The following is a 16,212-nucleotide window of genomic DNA, read 5'->3' as shown; positions in this document are numbered from 1 at the left end:
TCCGTTATTCGGTATTAAAAATGAATCTATTATTCCGATCCCGTCTTCTGAGTCATGCGGAACACGACAAACTCCGCAGGTTTAACGGGAGCTACGCCGATTACGCAGATCAGTCTGCCGCTGTCGATGTCATCCTGCGTCATCGTGTCGCGTCCGATGTTGATGTAAAACGCTTCCGATGGGCTTGTGCCCGCCAGCGCGCCGTCGCGCCATACACGCGTCAGGAACGCGTCGATCGTACGTTGAACGCGAGCCCACAGCTGCTCGGTGTTCGGTTCGAAGACGACCCAGTTCGAGCCGTTTTTGATGGAGCTCTCCAGGAAGATAAAGAGACGGCGAACGTTAATATATTTCCAGATCGGGTTGGAAGAGCAAGTACGGGCTCCCCATACGCGGATGCCTTGGCCCGTAAAAGCGCGGATCAAGTTAACGCCGGCCGGATTCAGAACATCCTGCTCGCCGTTATTGTATTGAACATCCAATCCCACTACGCCGCGAAGCGTCTCGTTGGCAGGAGCTTTCTGCACGCCTCGAGTCGAATCGGAACGGGAGTAGACGCCGGCGATCGTGCCGGATGGAGGAATAAAGATGTTGCGCTTGTCGAGCGGATCGAACACTTGCAGCCACGGGTTGTACAAGGCGCAGTAGCTGGAGTCGAACAGATCGCGGTGAGCCAGCACGTCTTGAACTTTCGTCGCTTCGCGCGGAAGATCCAGAATGGCAAAGCGGCTGCCCAGCGATTCGCAGTGCGCAACGAGCGACAGCTGCACGTTAGGATCCGTAACGCCGGGAATAGCCATGATGCTGACTACGTCATTGTCGATAAACGATTGAATGCCCGTTCGGCGGCCAGGACCTTCGTCCACGCCAATGAAGTCGGCCGGGGACAAGCTGGATGCGGAGCCGTCGCTGCCGCCCGCGAGCGCGAACGAATACGATTCGCCGCCTGCGGAGCCCGCGATCAGCGCGTAAGGAGCATCTGCGGAGGAAGCCGCAACAACGCTGAGGTCTACCAGATTGGAGCGTCCAACAAGCTTTTCGACGTAGTTCGGAGCTTCAGGATTAAGAGACGCTTTTTCGTAAGTCTCGCTTTCCGTGCCGTAGGCTACTTGAAGGGTGAATTCCGAAGTCGCGATGACTTTGGAAGGGACGAGCGAAGTGTCCGTTACGTCTCCGCTCAGGGCGGACGCCAGCTCAATCACGCCGTCGTGAACCGATACGACCGTATTGCCTTGCTTGGATGCGCCGTCCGTAAAAACGACTACATCGCCCGGATAGAAGGCGGATGCGTTTTTCACGCGGTAGCGGTTGCCGTCCAGCTCTTCATAGATTTGAGTCTTCGCTTTGCTGGCAGGAACGAACGACAGGCGAATCTGATTGCCCCATGCGCCTGGATTTTTGGCCGTTACGGACAAAACCTCTCCGCCTCCCGAAGCGGATTTCGCGTCCTCTGGAGCAACCCGCATCACGTAACAACGGGAACCCCCATTCATGAAGAATTGATTGACAGCGTACGCCAGGTAACGGTAAGTGCCGAAAGCGCTCTCCGACAGGTAAGAGCCGAACGCTCTTGCAAAGTCGGCAGGACTTGTAATTAGCAGCGGAAGTCCGGATACCGGCCCCCGTGCCGCTAGTCCGATAAAGCCGGCCGTGCTGGTGCTTACTCCTTCGAGCGGTTTAGCGCCGCTTTCGAATTCTTCCACGTAAACGCCTGGCGATAAATACTCAGCCATGTGTGATCTCCTCTCAAACGATATATGTATTGGCATTCGGCGGGGACTTTAGGTCCTCTGCCACCCCAAGACCGAAGATGGCCTGAATGCAGGGACCATTGGTCCCACAGGCGTCTGACTGAACGTGATGCGTGCAGGCATTTGTAGAATAGTAGCAGACGAACAAGCATAGGTCTGCCAGGCCTGGCAGCGCCCATGCGTCTTGCATCCTATTACGAATGTCGTCATTTCTAGCAAGTCCATCTCATATTATACTTGTAATACGTCCATATGACTACGTAAATTTGATCATATTTTGCGAGAAAACAACTAAAGTTGTCACATCGTAGAGAGTTCTGTCAGTTCCTTGCGAATGATAGATGAACCGTCTCGGGATTTCGTCATCTCCGCGACAGGCAAAGCACGGCGATATCGTCCGATTGCGGTGCGCCGTCGGCAAACATAAAGACGTCCATGAGCAGGGCGTCTATGATTTCCGCGCTGGAATAATCCTTCGTGAGAGACAGGAATCGCTCCAGCCTGTTCGTCGAGTATTGCTCCTGGGCTCCGTTCTCCGCTTCCGTTATCCCGTCCGTATAGACGACCAGACGATCACCCTTGTCAAGCTGAAGCGACACGTTGGTATATTCGAACTCGGGAAATGAGCCGAGAGGAATCCCCTTCTTAAGCTTGACCGGCATAACAGTGCCGTCTGCTTTGACGATATAAGGCGTGCAATGCCCGCCGTCGCATAAAACGATTTCACCCGTATCGATCTGGAGCACGCCGCATACGATCGTAGCGAACAACTGGGCGTCGTCGGCGCAGAGCATGTCATTTACCTTTCCGAGCAATTCGCCCGGGGTCAGTCCCGCCCGCATGCTTCCCTTGATCAGCGACAACGTCATCGCCATAAACAGGGCTGCGGGAATCCCTTTGTCCGATACGTCGCCAAGCGTGAAGAACAGGTGGCGGTCGTCGATTTTGTAGAAGTTATAGAAGTCCCCTCCGACTTCCTTGGCCGACTTCAGCAAGGCGCATACATCGAACGGCTCATTGGAAGAAGGCATTGTAGTCGGCAAGAAGCTGAGTTGTATGCTGCCCGCAATCTGCAGCTCGCTCTCCAGTCGTTCCCTTAAGGAGGATACCGTCTGGAGCTCGCCCACGGATTCCTCCAACGCCTCGTACCGATTGGCATTGTCCATGGCCAGCGCAAGCGGCCTCGCGAACCGGGACAACAACTCACCTCTTGCCCCTGCCCCGGCATCCCTTCCGCCAGTCCATTGCAGCGACCCGATACGTTTGCCGTCCGCTTCGATCGGGATCGCGCCACCGCCCTCCATGCGTACATTCGCATGTGTATCAGCAGTCGTATCGCCATACGTGACCGATACCGCCGACTCTCCGGCTCCCGCCAGCTCGCGGGCAGCCGCTTCCGCCGTTTGCAGCAGCTCGGATCTTCGCAGCGACGAATGGAGTCCCGAGCTAAGCTCGAACAGCTTCTCGGCAGCCTTTAATCTCGCGGCAAGACGGCGATTGACAATGGCTGCACAGATGGCTGCGCCGACTCCGGCCGCCCCGATGACCAAATAAATTACTGACAAGATAAGTTCCGCCTTTCGTGCTGTCGCATTGACGCGGTCCCGTTACGCACCGGCCTGCAGCTTCGCCAGCGCTTCTTCCTTCGTCCCCGCGATTTCCAGAATGCTCGTAAAGCCCGACATCTCGAACACGTCGTACACCTGCTCCGCCAGATTCGCGCAGATCATGCGCCCCTTGGAGGCCCTCAGCTTCTTGGCCGCTACCAAAACGACCCGCAGCCCGGCGCTGCTGATGTACTGCAATTCCGAGAAGTCAAAGACGAATGTCCCCTTGCCTTCCGCGAACAGCCCTAGAAATACGCCCTCCGCCACGCCCGCGTTGTTCCCGTCCAGCCTTCCCTCAAGCGGAATAATCGTTACTCCGCCAATCTCTTCTACTTGAATATTCATGATGTCATACCTCCCGATTTATTGCTTCGACCATCTCTTGCGAAGTCGTACCTGATTCATCCCGTCCGCGAATTCGTAATGCACTTCATCCATCAACCGCTTTACAAAAAAAATGCCGAGTCCGCCGATCGGCCTGTCATCGACATCCATCTCCAACAGATCAAGCGGATCAGGATCCTTAAACGGGTCAAACGGATTGCCTCGATCGGCCAGCGTAATCTCCACCTCATCCTTGGAGGCTCTGAGACCAACCTCGATAAAACCTTCGCTGCCAACAGGATAGCCATAGTTGACGATGTTTACAACCAGTTCCTCGCATGCAAGCGACAGATCCAGCACGGCACGCGGAGACCAGTCGAGCTCTGCGCCGATTGCTTCAAGTTCTTCGTTTAATCGCATGAGCTCCTGCATATCGTTGCGCAATTGGAGCGAGCGGTCAACCGTATAATGCGGTTCATTGGACATTCACGAACCTCCGATTTCTCCGGGAGACATCTCAATGACGCAGACTCGTCCCGGCGTAAGCTCTGTTAACCTTAATTGTAGTTCTCCACTTGCGTCCGCTTTCCTGCCGGATGCCGTCGTATTTTTGAAGTTTTTGTCATAGTTGCTACTCTCTGCGCTGCAAACCGTTCTCCATTGCATATCTGGCCAACTGCACGCGATTGTTCAGATGAAGTTTCTGAAGAATATTTTTTAAATGATTTTTGACCGTGTGTTCCGACAGGCACAACGTGGAGGCGATCTCGCGATTGGAAGCGCCCGTCGATATATGCTCCAGCACTTCCTTCTCCCTTGGAGTAAGCCCGTTAGACGGAACGCCGACGCCCTCGCCCCTCCCCGCTTCGGGAACGGTGCCGGCAGAATCGTCGATTTCGCCTCCGTCGGCCTTCGCCGCGAATTCCCGCAGCATGCGCAGCGCCAGCTCCTTGGAGAGCGGCGCTTCGTCCATTGCTACCGATCGCAAATAACTCAGCCAGGACGCGGGCGATACATTTTTGAGCAGGTATCCCTGCGCGCCTCGCTTAATCGCCTCGAACAGATGCGTAATATCGTCGGATACGGTCACCATGACGATTTTGACGGAGGGAAGCAACTGCTTAAGCTTGAAGGTCGCATCCAGCCCGCCCATGCCGGGCATGCGGATGTCCATCAGCACAAGGTCGGGAATCAGGTCGGCTGCCTTCGCGATCGCTTCCTCGCCGCTCACGGCTTCGCCGACGACGCGAAAGGACGGATCCGCGCCGAGCAGATCCCGCATCCCCTCCCTGCCATGCGGATGATCGTCTACGATCAGCACGCTCACTTGACCAACCGGTCCATTCTCCATCATGTTTCCTTGCACCTGCCCTCAATGGTAATGATCGTTCCGCTTCGCTCCGCCTTGTCGATCCGCAGGCTCCAGCCCATCGATACCGCCCGTTCGGACATCATCCGAACGCCGTACTTGCCCTTCCCGGTCAAATCCTCCCGATTGAAGCCGATTCCGTCATCTTCCACGATACAGCGGAATGACGTCTCCTCATGCCCTGTTCGATTAAGAATCGCAGCACGGATGGAAGCTCTTCCCGCACCCGCATGCTTGCGAATATTCATTGTCGCTTCCCGCAAAATCGCCAGCAGCTCCACCTTCTCCTTGCGTCCGAACAAGCCGTCGGGAATGTCCCACTCTACAATAGTCGCCGTCCCGCTTGCATCCTCCAGCTCGTCCGCGAGCGCTTGCGCGCTCTGCAGCCAAGCCGTATCCGCGGCTGCCGGAGGCTCGTGCAGACTCGCGATAAATTGTCTTACGCTGTCGTGTACATGACGGATCGTTCCGCGAATCGCTTCCATGGTCCGGCCGGACTCTTCCTTGCTTCGAGACCGGTCCAGGCTGTCCAGCTTCACCGACAACAGGAATAACGACTGCGAAATTCCGTCGTGAAGCTCCTTCGCCAGCTGCTCGCGTTCTTCGAGCGCCGCCTTGCCCACCTGTTCCCGCTGCAGCGCCTGCTGCATATGTTCCAGCTTGCCGAACAAGGGCCGGAGCAGCGTAAGCGTCACCAGCAACACGATAACGGGAGCCAGCCAGTTGCCCAGCTCCATGGATACGTAAGGCAGCAGGAACGCATGCCGGACATACTCCCAGATGCCGATAACGGCCGTAGGCACCCACAATATAAGTCCCCGAAGCCAATTGTAAGTCATGATCGCGTCCTCCTGCCTTCCCTGTCCGAATTCTAGTAGCCCAGCTTTAAATCGAATTCCCGTTCCAACTCCGTCCCGTCTCCAAGCCGTACTGTGAACCGCGCTTTCCAGTTCCCCGCGCCGGACAGCTCCGTTTTCTTCGCCACGAATCGGAATTCGTTATAACCCGGGAACGGGATATCGATGCCCGGCGGTCGGGATTCCAGTTCTATATTAACGGCAGCGGACGGCTTCTTCTGCGGAATGATAACCATGCCGATGCTCGCTGGCTCGCCTTTGTCCTCCGGCAGCCAGATCTGGAGTTCGACGTCGTTCGGTCCCGGCGCATTGGGTTCGATCTTTAAGGTATAATGCAGATCGTTGCCCATTCTGTGATAATTTACGGGATGGCTGGCCGGAGCTGGGCTGATTGTCGTAAACACCGCCACGATAATGAGCAGCGCCCCCATCAGGATCCCGTCAAGCTTAAGCAAGCTGCCGCGCGGCAGCTCGCCGTGCCGCGCGCTCCTTCGCAACGCGGCGCCGATCCCGATAACCAGCAGCACGACCGCCGTTTTCCCCATGAGCCATCTCCCCCAAACGCCGCGCCAGAGCGCCGACAAGTCCGGCAGCAACAGCCATGCCATTATAGCGCCCGTAATAACCAAGATGGCGATCATTAGCCAGGCGATACCCGAGAACGTCTCGGCGAAACGTCCAGCTTCCTTCCGGTCGTACCTCCAGAACAGAAGCAACAGCACAACGCCGGATACCCACATAGACGAACACGCCAAGTGAATGAAATCAGATAAAACCGCGACCGTTAGCTCGTCCGATGCCGCCGGATGCCCGATCAAACTCTCCGTTGCAATCAGCAGCAATGCCCAAACGGCCTTGATGGCATCCGGAAGGCGAGCTACGATCAAACCAAAAGCCGCAAGTCCAACCATGACAAGCCAGGCTTGTCCCGACGATGTCAGCGTGAAAACCCGCAGCCAGTCTTCAAAGCCGCCTTGAAGCCCCGCAGCCACCCGGTTCGACTGAACGAACACATGAAGCAGAACGACCAGAAGCAACGCCTTTGCCATCGGCCCGGACCACTTCCCCATCCACTCCCGCTGCCGCGCGCCTCTCTCGCCCGGCGATACGGCAAGGAATGTCAACATATGGCCCGTCGTGACGAGCAACATGCCATAATAGAGCGCGCGAAGAGCGTATACCGCGCTTTCCTTCAACCAGTAGGCGGTACCGCCGCCTTCTCCGTGCGCATGCAGAGCCGTCCCCGGACCGAAGCCGCTGCCGGCGCCTGCAGTCTGGGGCAGCAGCGCCATGCCCGCTATTAACAGCGCGGCGAAAACCGTACCGGATATTATTTTAGAACGATAGTTCTGTTTGTTGGGCAATGAAACCACCAGTCCTTCCTGCCAAGTCAGCATCTAGTGTACTAGACCGCGGAGAAAAGGACAATTGGCCCGGAAGGGCTACTCGTGCATAACGGCGATGGAAAACGCCCATCATGTAGAGGGTTGACCATTGGCGGAAAGGAGGAATCGTAGTGGACAATCAGTACCGTGTGGCGGAGCTTCGTCACCAAGAAGATGCGCTGGACGCCATTCGACAGTTGGAAAACAGGCTGTCGAAGCAGAACGGCAGTCCAATCGCGCTGGTCGCCTATTCGGCCGAAGAGAAAAAAGAGCAGTCCGGGTTCGACGGTTCGGATAACGGATCGCATTGACATGACAATATTGTGAACGCGATTGCCCTGTTCGGCAAAACAGAAGCGATTTCAATGTAGCAGGCAACATATGGTACAATGGGGTCGCTAACACCAATACGCTTGCTAGGAGGACATCACTAATGGCTAGCCAGACAGGCGCAATCGTACAACAATCGTTATCCGCTCTAATGGATGATCCCAAATTCCTATCACAGCTGCAAGGCGAGCTCCGCGAACGTTCGTTCCAGTCGCTTGCCGCCATTCTGTCCACGCCGAACAAAGTACATAAGGCATTTCTTCGTATCGCGCTCGGGGATGGAAACGTCGTCCGAATTCCCGCATTCCGGATTCAGCACAATGACGCGCTCGGACCCTACAAAGGCGGAATTCGGTTTCACGAGACGGTAAACGAAGAGGAAGTCACCAATCTTGCGGCGTTAATGACGCTTAAAAACGCGCTTCACGAAGTGCCGTTCGGCGGCGGCAAGGGCGGCGTGGTCATCAACCCCCGCAACTTCTCGGATAAAGATTTATATCTCATCTGCAAAAAATACGTGCAATACTTCAGTGACGTACTGGGTCCCGACAAGGACATCCCCGCTCCCGATATGGGCACGGGCGAACGCGAGATGGACTGGATGATGGCCGAATACAAAAACATTCATCCCGGCCATCCCTATCTTGGCAGCTTCACAGGCAAAAGCATCGTCAGCGGCGGATCTCTCGGCCGGCGCGAAGCAACGGGCAAAGGCGTCTACTTCACGTTCCGCTACATGCTGCATGATTACTTGAACGAACATGGCGGCTGGCTGTCAGGCAGCGATAACCCGTTCGCAAAAACGGCGCGGGAACACGCGGGCAGACCGCTGTCCGTCGCCGTACAAGGCTTCGGCAACGTCGGTTCGGTCGCGGCGCTGGAAGCGTACAAGTGCTCCGCATTGCGAAACCGTGTCGTAGCGGTCAGCGATCGCAACGTCACCTTGTACAATGAAGAAGGGCTGGACATTCCCGCTTTGATCGAATATGCTTCCACAAACAAAGGCGATCTTCCCGGAACAACGGAAGCGCTGGACGGGATTGGGCTCAAAGCGCAGGTGCTCGGACGCGAGGATGTGCTTTCCTTAAACGTAGACGTGCTTTTCCTTGCCGCTTTGGAGGATCAGATCCGCGAGGACAACGTATCGCAAGTGCAAGCCCGCATTATCGTGGAGGGAGCGAACGCCCCGATTACCGGCGAGGCGGACGCTATCCTGTCCGGGAAAGGAACCATCATTATCCCCGACATTTTGGCGAATGCCGGAGGCGTAATCGTCTCTTACTTCGAATGGCTGCAGGGACGGGAGACGCAATTTTATACAGAAACCGAAATATTTAAACTGCTGTTCGCGAAGATGCAAAAGACGATGAACAGCATCCTTCCCGCCTACTTCGGAGATTCGATGACGCTTCGCCAGAGCTGTTACGTGCATGCGGTCATGAAGCTGTCCTCGATCTTGTTCAGGCAAGGCAAGCTGTATTAAGAGTTGAGTCGGCTGCGGCCTGAGGCAGGTGTAACTTAACGGCGAAACAATCGCTTCAGGCGGCTGGGGGTGGAAGGTAATTATGGAAGTAGAAGAATTTAACTTAATCAGCATCACAATCGGCAATAACGAGTGGGAGAACCGCGAGCTCCGCTTCAAAGATGCCAAGCTGATGCTGGTCACTCAATACGGAGATAAGCTCTGGTACGTCGACGTGGCAGAATTGGACGATGCGGAAGTGCTGGACTGGCTTTCGCAAAACGAAAACATTCGGGTCACATTCGACGCCGTCGCCGATAACGGCGAGCGGCTGCAGGGTGCTGCCTACGCGCATCCCAACGCCGCTCATCGCGGACTCGCTATCCGCGGCGAGGGCGAGCTTCGCCGGCCGTAACGCGTTGACGTTGCGTTGCTGGCCGCTCATCGCGGACTCGCTATCCGCAGCGAGGGCGAGCTTCGCTCGCCGAAACGCGTTGACGTTCGCTGCGGTAACATAAAAGCAGGTTTTATCGCCAATACGAAAAAGGCCCGTTATCGTTAGCGAACGACGCGGGCCTTTTTGTTGCTCAGATAGGATTTACAGTCACCCTGGCGCATGATCGTACTCGTAATTTCATACACATTCGCACCAGTTGCGCCTCTACGGGACCATTGTACTCGAAATTTCATACATATTCGCACAGGTTCCGCCTCTACGGCACCATTGTACTCGAAATTTCATACACATTTGCACCTGCCGCGTCTCCAAGACACCATTGTACTCGATATTTCATACACATTCGCATCAGTTGCGTCTCCGCGGCACCATTGTACTCGGAATTTCATACACATTGCCTCTTCAGGCGCTTCAGCGATGTATTGTGTATGTTTTTCCATACACATCCATACCTGCCGCGACTCAAAAGCACCATTGGTACCTTTATGATAATGCGAGCTTCGCTTCGGCAGCCGCCAGCCACTCACTTCGCCCAGACGTAGTCAGGCAGCACGTTCGTCTTCCCTTGCTCCAGCGGCCAGCGTTCCTCCAGCGTACGATCTTCGTGCTTTAGCCGGACGGCGACGCCACCGACTGGCGATACGCGTCCACGGAACGGCAGCAATACCCAGCCGTCCCGATCACTCACCGCAGCGGCTGCCGGTAGCAGCAGCGTATGACGCTTCCACCGGCCTGCTGTTGGTCTGTCCAGCTCAAGCCGCAGCTCCTCCCCGTCCTCGGTCGGCAGCACGCGGAAGCATTCGGCCCCCTTGCCGTCTTTGCCGCGCACGGCAAGCGCGTCGCCGTTTTTAAGCTTCGTCGCGCCGGGCAAGCAACGAAGCTTCGTGCTGCCCGGGGCAACCTCCTCGTCCAGAATTCGTCCTCTAGCCATGCTGTCGTCCTCCACATAAGCGAAAACCTCCACGTCCGACAACGGTTTCCCTGCACCGTCCGTCAATCTGCGAATAATACCGGAGGCGGATGCCGGAGGAGTGTATCTTCTATTTGGCATTAAAAAGAGCTCGACGACGGGATGACCTTGCTTCAACGTCGACAGATCGACTTGTCTGGCACATGGCAGATACATGTCGGACTCCACGATTATTGTGCAAAAATTACCGTGGATGTCCAGAAACGCCCAGCTGCCTTCCGACGTGCGAAGCGGAGTCGCCCGGACATCCTCGAGTCTCACCCTGACCGCAGAAGCAGCGGCCGGTCGGCCGGTCCATACATCAGTCGTCCGAATGACAAGCGAGCAACGGGATACGGTAGTGGATTGAGAGGAGTGCATGACTTATCCCCGCTCCTTCTCGCGCAGCGTGATGCGTCTCTCCACAACGCGGGCGGCCGGCTTGACGCGATTGGAATCCAGATGCACGGGACCGATCCGATACGCCAGCGAAAGCTTGTAAGGCGCATCCCCGAATTGCCACAGACGCGTCAGATCCTCCGTTCCGTAAGGCAATGGCGATATTTTGAGCCCGGCATCGGAATCGGCCAGCGTTCCCTCCAGCATGGGCCCACGCAATACGCTATTGTCATGAAGAATCTGCGCAACCTTGCCCAGCAGTCGGTGCTCGTCAAGCGTGCGAGTCAATATATCCGCACTGGAATGTGCGGTTATTAGACATTCCAGATCAATGGAACGCGGCGGATAACGGAGCATATCGCCTTCGATCAGCATTTCCGTTCGGCGCGATTCGTTGTTCTCCCTCACCGCGCATATGTATACCGATATGTTCAAGTCTCCCTTGTCCGCCGGACTCGCCATCCCGATCAGCTCCGGACGGGATACCGGATCCGGCGTCATTTCCTCGCGCAGCAGCTTGAGCAGGCTGGCGCCGGCGTCGGCAATTACCGTGTAGCTTCCCATTGTTTTCTCTCCTCCACCTGCCCGGCAATCGGTTTCATGCCGAAGTACGGGCCGGAAAAATAATGATGATTGGCCTTGCGAATACAACCGTACACTACGAATACTACGACCGGACTACTCTACTCTTTTTCCGTCCTGCACCTTCGTTTCATTATCATTCGCTGTAAGGCGCGAAAGCTCCCCGCATCGGAATTTTGCCAAGTTTCTGAAGCTCGGCGCGTGCCGAACGTACCATATGCGTCATCCCGATAGGCTGATGTCCGGATGCGGCAAGGAATGCGGCGGCGAGCACAATATTTTTGATATGACCGCCCGATACCTCTACGCGTTGAGCCAGGAACGGCAGATCCAGATCCTCGTCCCGGGGAACGCCGACGGGAAGGAGAGACGCGAATATTCTCGCACGATCTTCTGCGCTGGGAAATGGGAATTTAACGATGACGCTCATGCGCCGCAGCAGCGCCTCGTCCAAATTTTGCATAAGATTGGTGGCCAGAATCGTTACCCCGTCGTAGGCCTCGATTAGTTGAAGCAAATAAGCCGCTTCCATATTGGCGTAACGATCGTGTGCATCCTTCACCTCTGTCCGTTTGCCGAACAGCGCATCGCCTTCGTCGAAGAACAGGATGGCGCCGCTCTGCCGAGCTTCCTCGAACAGCTCTCGCAGCCGCTGCTCCGTCTCCCCGATATACTTGCTTACGATCCGCGACAGGTCGACCCTGTACAGCTCCAGGCCGAGCTCTCCCGCCACAACTTCGGCAGCCATCGTCTTGCCCGTGCCCGGCGGCCCCGCGAACAGGAGATGGACTCCTGTTCCATAAGTCAATCTGCCGCCCAGTCCCCATCCTCCAAGCACCTGCTCTCTCAGCATGTAACGCTTGCACGCCTCCCGAATGAGGTCAAGCGATTCATCCGGAATGATGAGATCTTCCCAGCTTCGGCGCGGCTCGATGGCAACGGCATGCTGCGCGAGCCGATGTCGGAACTGGCCTCTGGCCGCCGCGGCCAGATCGGCCCGGCTCGGCAGCACGTCCCCCCGCCCTGCTGCAAGTACCAGCGCTTGCCGCCATGCCGTCGCGATCTGTCCAGGAGTGAAATGAAAACGATCCGCGAGCTCAACGGCCAAAGTCCCATAGTCGGGAGCGCCCGGTGAGCTGGCAGCTTCTCCAAGCTCAGCCGCCTGCTTTTGCCACAGCTCCGCGCGAACCCTGGCAACGGGCGGCGGCAGCTCCGTGCTCCAGAAGGCGGATCCTTCCGGCAACGGCAATTCGCCGACGGCGCTTCGATCGCGAGCGATCCAGGCGACAAGCGGACGGCCCGCATGATCTGCGTAATCTCGCAGAGAGTCTCGCAGCTGTCCCTGCGACAAACGTTCCTTCCATCCGCCGTTCTCTTCCTCGAAAGCGATTATGGAGTCCGTCATCAGCGCTTCGCGGATAAGGTGATCCATGACGGTGCGAAGTCTCTCCGGTTCGGATGGTAGCGAAGCAAGCGACACGACCAGCAGCCGCTGCCTCCGACGGGCGGCAAGACGGTGCATCAGCGCCCGCTTGCCTCCGCCTCGCGCCCCCCACAGCATGACAACAGGCAGACTGTCCGCCGGCCAGCTGTCGATCACCTGTCGAAGCACGTCTTCGACTTCCCCCGCTCCCTCCCAGGCAAGCTCGGGGTATTGCTCCGGATCGAGCGATTCCACACATTCGCCCAGCCTTCCGTCAAGCTTCTCCGTATCCAGCAGGAAGGTTACGACACGTTCGTCCAGCCGAAGCGGCGACTTGAGCGCCTGAGCGGAGGATTCGTCCCCTGGCGGCTGAAGCAGCCAGCGGCGGAGTTTGCCGTCTCTTCCTAGCAGGACTCTGCCCAGCTTCCTGTCATCCTCCGAATCTCCCAACAGCCTCAAGGCCAAATCAACCGTTGCCGTTTTTGCAGTTGCATCGTCGTTAAGGTAGCCATACCACTTCTCATAGTTGCGATCTACCTCTACGGCTAGGCAAAGCACGACGCAGCGATATTCCCATACCGTAAGCCGGAGTGACGATGCCAGAGCGTATAGCGGCAGTCCGAAGACCTCCCGTGCCCGTTCGGAGGTTCGTTCCTCCGATTCCCTCCGAAACACCGCATAATCCTGCCAAGCCCGAGCCTTGCTCTCGGCCATCTCCGCAGATTCCTCTTCCAGCAGCTCTTCCCTGCTCACGACCAGTCCTCTAAAGGCTGCAAGCGGATCCACGAACGGATCGTTGCCTCCGAGATCAAGCAGCGCGCGCAGGCCAGCATCCAGCCAGATTAGTTCGTCCCTAATATGATCAACCGCTCCATAGTCGCCAATCGTCTCGTCCGCAGCATTCATTTCCAGCGTTCCCCCGCATTCGGCACAGTCCGTCAACCCGTGCGATAATAACCTATATTTCTGCATTATATCACAGGATTGCCAAATACGTGGGAGTGGAATAAGAGAATGCAAGGGCTGAATCGATAGAGCGCTTGGCATATTTTGCAAAAGGGTATGACAGCTCCCGCGGCAATGGGATATAATCGGTTTACAAGAGTTTAAATGAACGTAGTTAAAAGAATCTTGCGCTTATTCTCCAGGAAGATGGTGAATCCATGAAGGAATCTGCTGAACGACGACGACGCGCTCTTACGCGACATGAGCCTAAATTATCATCAAGGCAGCCGCGATCGTCCCAGCCGGACTCGGCTGCCATTCAGCGCCGAAAGGATGGAAGTCCGACGGGCCAGTTAGCTCGGCTCCAGGCATCTGCGGGCAATCAAGCGGTTCTGCAGAGACTGAAGGACGAATCTAAGGAGCTGCATGCCGCATCGCCGTCATCATCTTCCCCTTCCGGAGGGGGGAAGGGCATGCCCGAGGATTTGCAGGCCAAGATGGAACAATCGTTCGGAGCAGATTTCTCCAATGTGCGCATCCATGTCGGATCCCAAGCAAGTCAAGTCGGGGCGCTCGCTTATACGCAAGGTTCGGATATCCATTTCGCCCCGGGACAGTATAAACCCGATAGCCGCGACGGTCAGCAGCTGCTCGGACATGAGCTGTCCCACGTTATCCAGCAGCGCGAAGGACGCGTCGCACCTACCGCCCAGCTCTCTACCGGACATGCGCTTAACGATAGTCCTGCGCTCGAACAAGAAGCCGATCGAATGGGAGCCAAGGCGGCGAATGCCCCAGAACCGGAGCATCAAAAACAAGCGGAGTCCGAGAGTGAGGAATTCCAGGATGTCGTTCAGCGCCAAACCGCGGATACAGGCGGACGGAGCTCATCCTCTTATGCCGATTCGCCCATCCAGCGTATGCCCCGACCTTCCGAAGCGAAAAAGCAGCTTGGCGAACCGAAGGAGCGTGCCACGAATCAGCCGGACAAGAAGTTCGGCATGGGCGAGACGCTTTCGAAGAACAACACGCATTATCGCGCTCTCCTGCAGAAGCTGGAGCTCTTCGACCGTTACGTAGACCAAGAGGTCGTTGGGAACACGCCTGAGGAAATCGACGATCAGCTCAGTGTGATTATGTCGCTCTACAACGAAGTCGAGAACGTAAGCGATGCCTGCATCAGTCACAATAAGAATGACGACAAGGACTCAAGGGCTGACTATATCCGCAGATTAAAGAAAGCTTTGCCTCTTGAGAAAAGAGCCGTTCGCTCCTCCGCGGCCGAATACAAGCTGGATCCGGCGAAGGATCGCCCGTTATGGGCACTCCTCACGAGCAAAGGCCTGCCGGGGCTTGCAGAAGATTTAAACGGAGTTACGGGCACGGGCGGCAGCAATACGATCGCGTTATTTGAAATCGGGCCGGACAAGAAAGGGATGTTCAAGGAAACAAAGCTCGCGCTGCGATCCTATGAGGAGATGTCCGAGATGGCGTCCGAGAATAAAAAGGATTCGGCAGACGATGAAAACGGCAACGCGACAATGGATAGCAGAATCGATCGGGCGGGCGCTCGCCTGGCAGCTATGTCCCGATTGGACAAGCTGCTAAACGCAGGCGTCATCGCCGGCGCGGAGATGGCTTTATACAACTCGGGAATCAGCGGATCCGGCGGAAGATATAAATCACTGAAGCCTTTAAACGATGATATCGAAGCGAGCCGCAAAGAATCGTTTAACGTGGATGACCCCGTCTTCCAACGGGCTATATCGCGCTTGCAGTTAATCGATACGCTCGCCATGCAAGCTGACCTCCAAGGCGGAAACTTCATGATTGAACGGGATGATGACGGCAATGTGCTTGGAGTGAAGGGACTAGGCAACGATATGGCAATCGGCGCGCAGACTGATCTGGATTCCAATCATCAGGAATACCCTGGCATAAGCAAGTTCGTAGACAGAGAACTGGCGAAACGCATCTTGGCTCTCAAGCCGGACGATCTGCGAACACTGATGGAGGATCTTCTTGCTCCTGCGGAGATTAACGCTCTAGTTGATCGACTCGTCAAGCTCCAGAATCATCTTCGCAAGGAAGCGTCGAGACTGCTGGCCAGAGAGGAATGGAGTACCGTCAATGAAAGGTTGAGCCAAGGCGACACGGGTTATGGCTCGGACTCCGACATACCAGCCTCACATTCGCGGTCTAAGACGGCGCAGCAGGATCCCTTGTCGGAAGACGAATAACTGCATCTGTATGCTACTCCATGACGAATTGCCTTCCTATATTGAAAACAACAAAAGCGCCGTTCCGGAAGCTGAGCAGCTTACCAGAACGGCGCTTTTGTTGTGGCGTCTATGTGTTTCATTGTACGAGCT

At 56.2% G+C, this 16,212-nt stretch carries 14 protein-coding genes; 4 read left to right on the top strand and 10 right to left on the bottom strand.

The annotated features are described in order from the left end of the window. Nucleotides 1–29: 29 nt before the first annotated feature. The 7 genes from KJW29_RS02315 to KJW29_RS02285 all read right to left on the bottom strand — a co-directional run bounded on the left by KJW29_RS02315 (nt 30) and on the right by KJW29_RS02285 (nt 7,272). Complete coding sequence (locus KJW29_RS02315) at nt 30–1,733, bottom strand: phage tail sheath subtilisin-like domain-containing protein (RefSeq protein WP_214628603.1); 1,704 nt, start codon at nt 1,731–1,733, stop codon at nt 30–32. A 380-nt stretch (nt 1,734–2,113) separates the two neighbouring features. Next, the gene (locus tag KJW29_RS02310) at nt 2,114–3,316 is read right to left on the bottom strand and encodes a PP2C family protein-serine/threonine phosphatase (RefSeq protein ID WP_214628602.1); all 1,203 of its coding nucleotides are present in this window, start codon (nt 3,314–3,316) and stop codon (nt 2,114–2,116) included. A gap of 42 nt (nt 3,317–3,358) precedes the next feature. After that, nucleotides 3,359–3,703, bottom strand: a complete 345-nt coding sequence (locus KJW29_RS02305) for an STAS domain-containing protein (protein ID WP_087566836.1) — start codon at nt 3,701–3,703, stop codon at nt 3,359–3,361. An 18-nt stretch (nt 3,704–3,721) separates the two neighbouring features. Further along, the gene (locus KJW29_RS02300) at nt 3,722–4,168 is read right to left on the bottom strand and encodes an ATP-binding protein (protein WP_108991994.1); all 447 of its coding nucleotides are present in this window, start codon (nt 4,166–4,168) and stop codon (nt 3,722–3,724) included. A gap of 145 nt (nt 4,169–4,313) precedes the next feature. Continuing rightward, nucleotides 4,314–5,033 (bottom strand): response regulator, encoded by a 720-nt coding sequence (locus tag KJW29_RS02295; RefSeq protein WP_214630955.1) that lies wholly within the window; start codon nt 5,031–5,033, stop codon nt 4,314–4,316. Next, entirely contained in the window at nt 5,033–5,890 is an 858-nt protein-coding gene (locus KJW29_RS02290) for a sensor histidine kinase (protein WP_214628601.1), read from the bottom strand. Before KJW29_RS02290 ends, KJW29_RS02295 begins: the two co-directional genes overlap by 1 nt. Before the next feature lie 32 nt (nt 5,891–5,922). Then, on the bottom strand, nt 5,923–7,272 hold the full coding sequence (locus KJW29_RS02285) for a copper resistance D family protein (protein ID WP_214628600.1): 1,350 nt from the start codon (nt 7,270–7,272) through the stop codon (nt 5,923–5,925). A 152-nt stretch (nt 7,273–7,424) separates the two neighbouring features. On the opposite strand from KJW29_RS02285, the gene KJW29_RS02280 reads away from it, so the two are divergent. From KJW29_RS02280 to KJW29_RS02270, 3 genes are all read left to right on the top strand, one after another. Continuing rightward, a complete protein-coding gene (locus KJW29_RS02280) occupies nt 7,425–7,604 on the top strand; it encodes a hypothetical protein (RefSeq protein WP_214628599.1) in 180 nt (59 codons plus the stop codon). A 122-nt stretch (nt 7,605–7,726) separates the two neighbouring features. Further along, a complete protein-coding gene (locus KJW29_RS02275) occupies nt 7,727–9,106 on the top strand; it encodes a Glu/Leu/Phe/Val family dehydrogenase (protein ID WP_214628598.1) in 1,380 nt (459 codons plus the stop codon). 82 nt (nt 9,107–9,188) lie between these two features. Next, complete coding sequence (locus tag KJW29_RS02270; protein WP_214628597.1) at nt 9,189–9,500, top strand: hypothetical protein; 312 nt, start codon at nt 9,189–9,191, stop codon at nt 9,498–9,500. A gap of 565 nt (nt 9,501–10,065) precedes the next feature. Here KJW29_RS02270 and KJW29_RS02265 read toward each other — a convergent pair. From KJW29_RS02265 to KJW29_RS02255, 3 genes are all read right to left on the bottom strand, one after another. Beyond that, nucleotides 10,066–10,872 carry a hypothetical protein gene (locus KJW29_RS02265; RefSeq protein ID WP_214628596.1) on the bottom strand — a complete coding sequence of 269 codons (807 nt, stop codon included), beginning with the start codon at nt 10,870–10,872 and terminating at the stop codon, nt 10,066–10,068. Nucleotides 10,873–10,875: 3 nt separating this feature from the next. Then, nucleotides 10,876–11,454 (bottom strand): Pvc16 family protein, encoded by a 579-nt coding sequence (locus KJW29_RS02260; RefSeq protein ID WP_087566844.1) that lies wholly within the window; start codon nt 11,452–11,454, stop codon nt 10,876–10,878. 154 nt (nt 11,455–11,608) lie between these two features. Next, nucleotides 11,609–13,801, bottom strand: a complete 2,193-nt coding sequence (locus KJW29_RS02255; RefSeq protein ID WP_214628595.1) for an ATP-binding protein — start codon at nt 13,799–13,801, stop codon at nt 11,609–11,611. A 257-nt stretch (nt 13,802–14,058) separates the two neighbouring features. Between KJW29_RS02255 and KJW29_RS02250 the strand changes: the two genes are divergently transcribed. Next, nucleotides 14,059–16,080: an eCIS core domain-containing protein gene (locus KJW29_RS02250; RefSeq protein WP_214628594.1), complete on the top strand. Its 2,022-nt coding sequence runs from the start codon at nt 14,059–14,061 to the stop codon at nt 16,078–16,080. Nucleotides 16,081–16,212 lie beyond the last annotated feature (132 nt).

Source organism: Paenibacillus agaridevorans (genome assembly GCF_018604145.1).
Taxonomy (GTDB): domain Bacteria; phylum Bacillota; class Bacilli; order Paenibacillales; family Paenibacillaceae; genus Pristimantibacillus; species Pristimantibacillus agaridevorans.
Note: the sequence above shows the minus strand (reverse complement) of the source record. Positions and strands in the feature narration are given on the sequence as shown.

What these genes read in the sequence shown, in the direction of transcription:
- KJW29_RS02315 (WP_214628603.1), bottom strand. Translation starts at nt 1,733, where the DNA reads ATGGCTGAGTATTTATCGCCAGGCGTTTACGTGGAAGAATTCGAAAGC.
- KJW29_RS02305 (WP_087566836.1), bottom strand. Translation starts at nt 3,703, where the DNA reads ATGAATATTCAAGTAGAAGAGATTGGCGGAGTAACGATTATTCCGCTT.
- KJW29_RS02300 (WP_108991994.1), bottom strand. Translation starts at nt 4,168, where the DNA reads ATGTCCAATGAACCGCATTATACGGTTGACCGCTCGCTCCAATTGCGC.
- KJW29_RS02295 (WP_214630955.1), bottom strand. Translation starts at nt 5,033, where the DNA reads ATGGAGAATGGACCGGTTGGTCAAGTGAGCGTGCTGATCGTAGACGAT.
- KJW29_RS02290 (WP_214628601.1), bottom strand. Translation starts at nt 5,890, where the DNA reads ATGACTTACAATTGGCTTCGGGGACTTATATTGTGGGTGCCTACGGCC.
- KJW29_RS02275 (WP_214628598.1), top strand. Translation starts at nt 7,727, where the DNA reads ATGGCTAGCCAGACAGGCGCAATCGTACAACAATCGTTATCCGCTCTA.
- KJW29_RS02270 (WP_214628597.1), top strand. Translation starts at nt 9,189, where the DNA reads ATGGAAGTAGAAGAATTTAACTTAATCAGCATCACAATCGGCAATAAC.
- KJW29_RS02265 (WP_214628596.1), bottom strand. Translation starts at nt 10,872, where the DNA reads ATGCACTCCTCTCAATCCACTACCGTATCCCGTTGCTCGCTTGTCATT.
- KJW29_RS02260 (WP_087566844.1), bottom strand. Translation starts at nt 11,454, where the DNA reads ATGGGAAGCTACACGGTAATTGCCGACGCCGGCGCCAGCCTGCTCAAG.
- KJW29_RS02255 (WP_214628595.1), bottom strand. Translation starts at nt 13,801, where the DNA reads ATGAATGCTGCGGACGAGACGATTGGCGACTATGGAGCGGTTGATCAT.
- KJW29_RS02250 (WP_214628594.1), top strand. Translation starts at nt 14,059, where the DNA reads ATGAAGGAATCTGCTGAACGACGACGACGCGCTCTTACGCGACATGAG.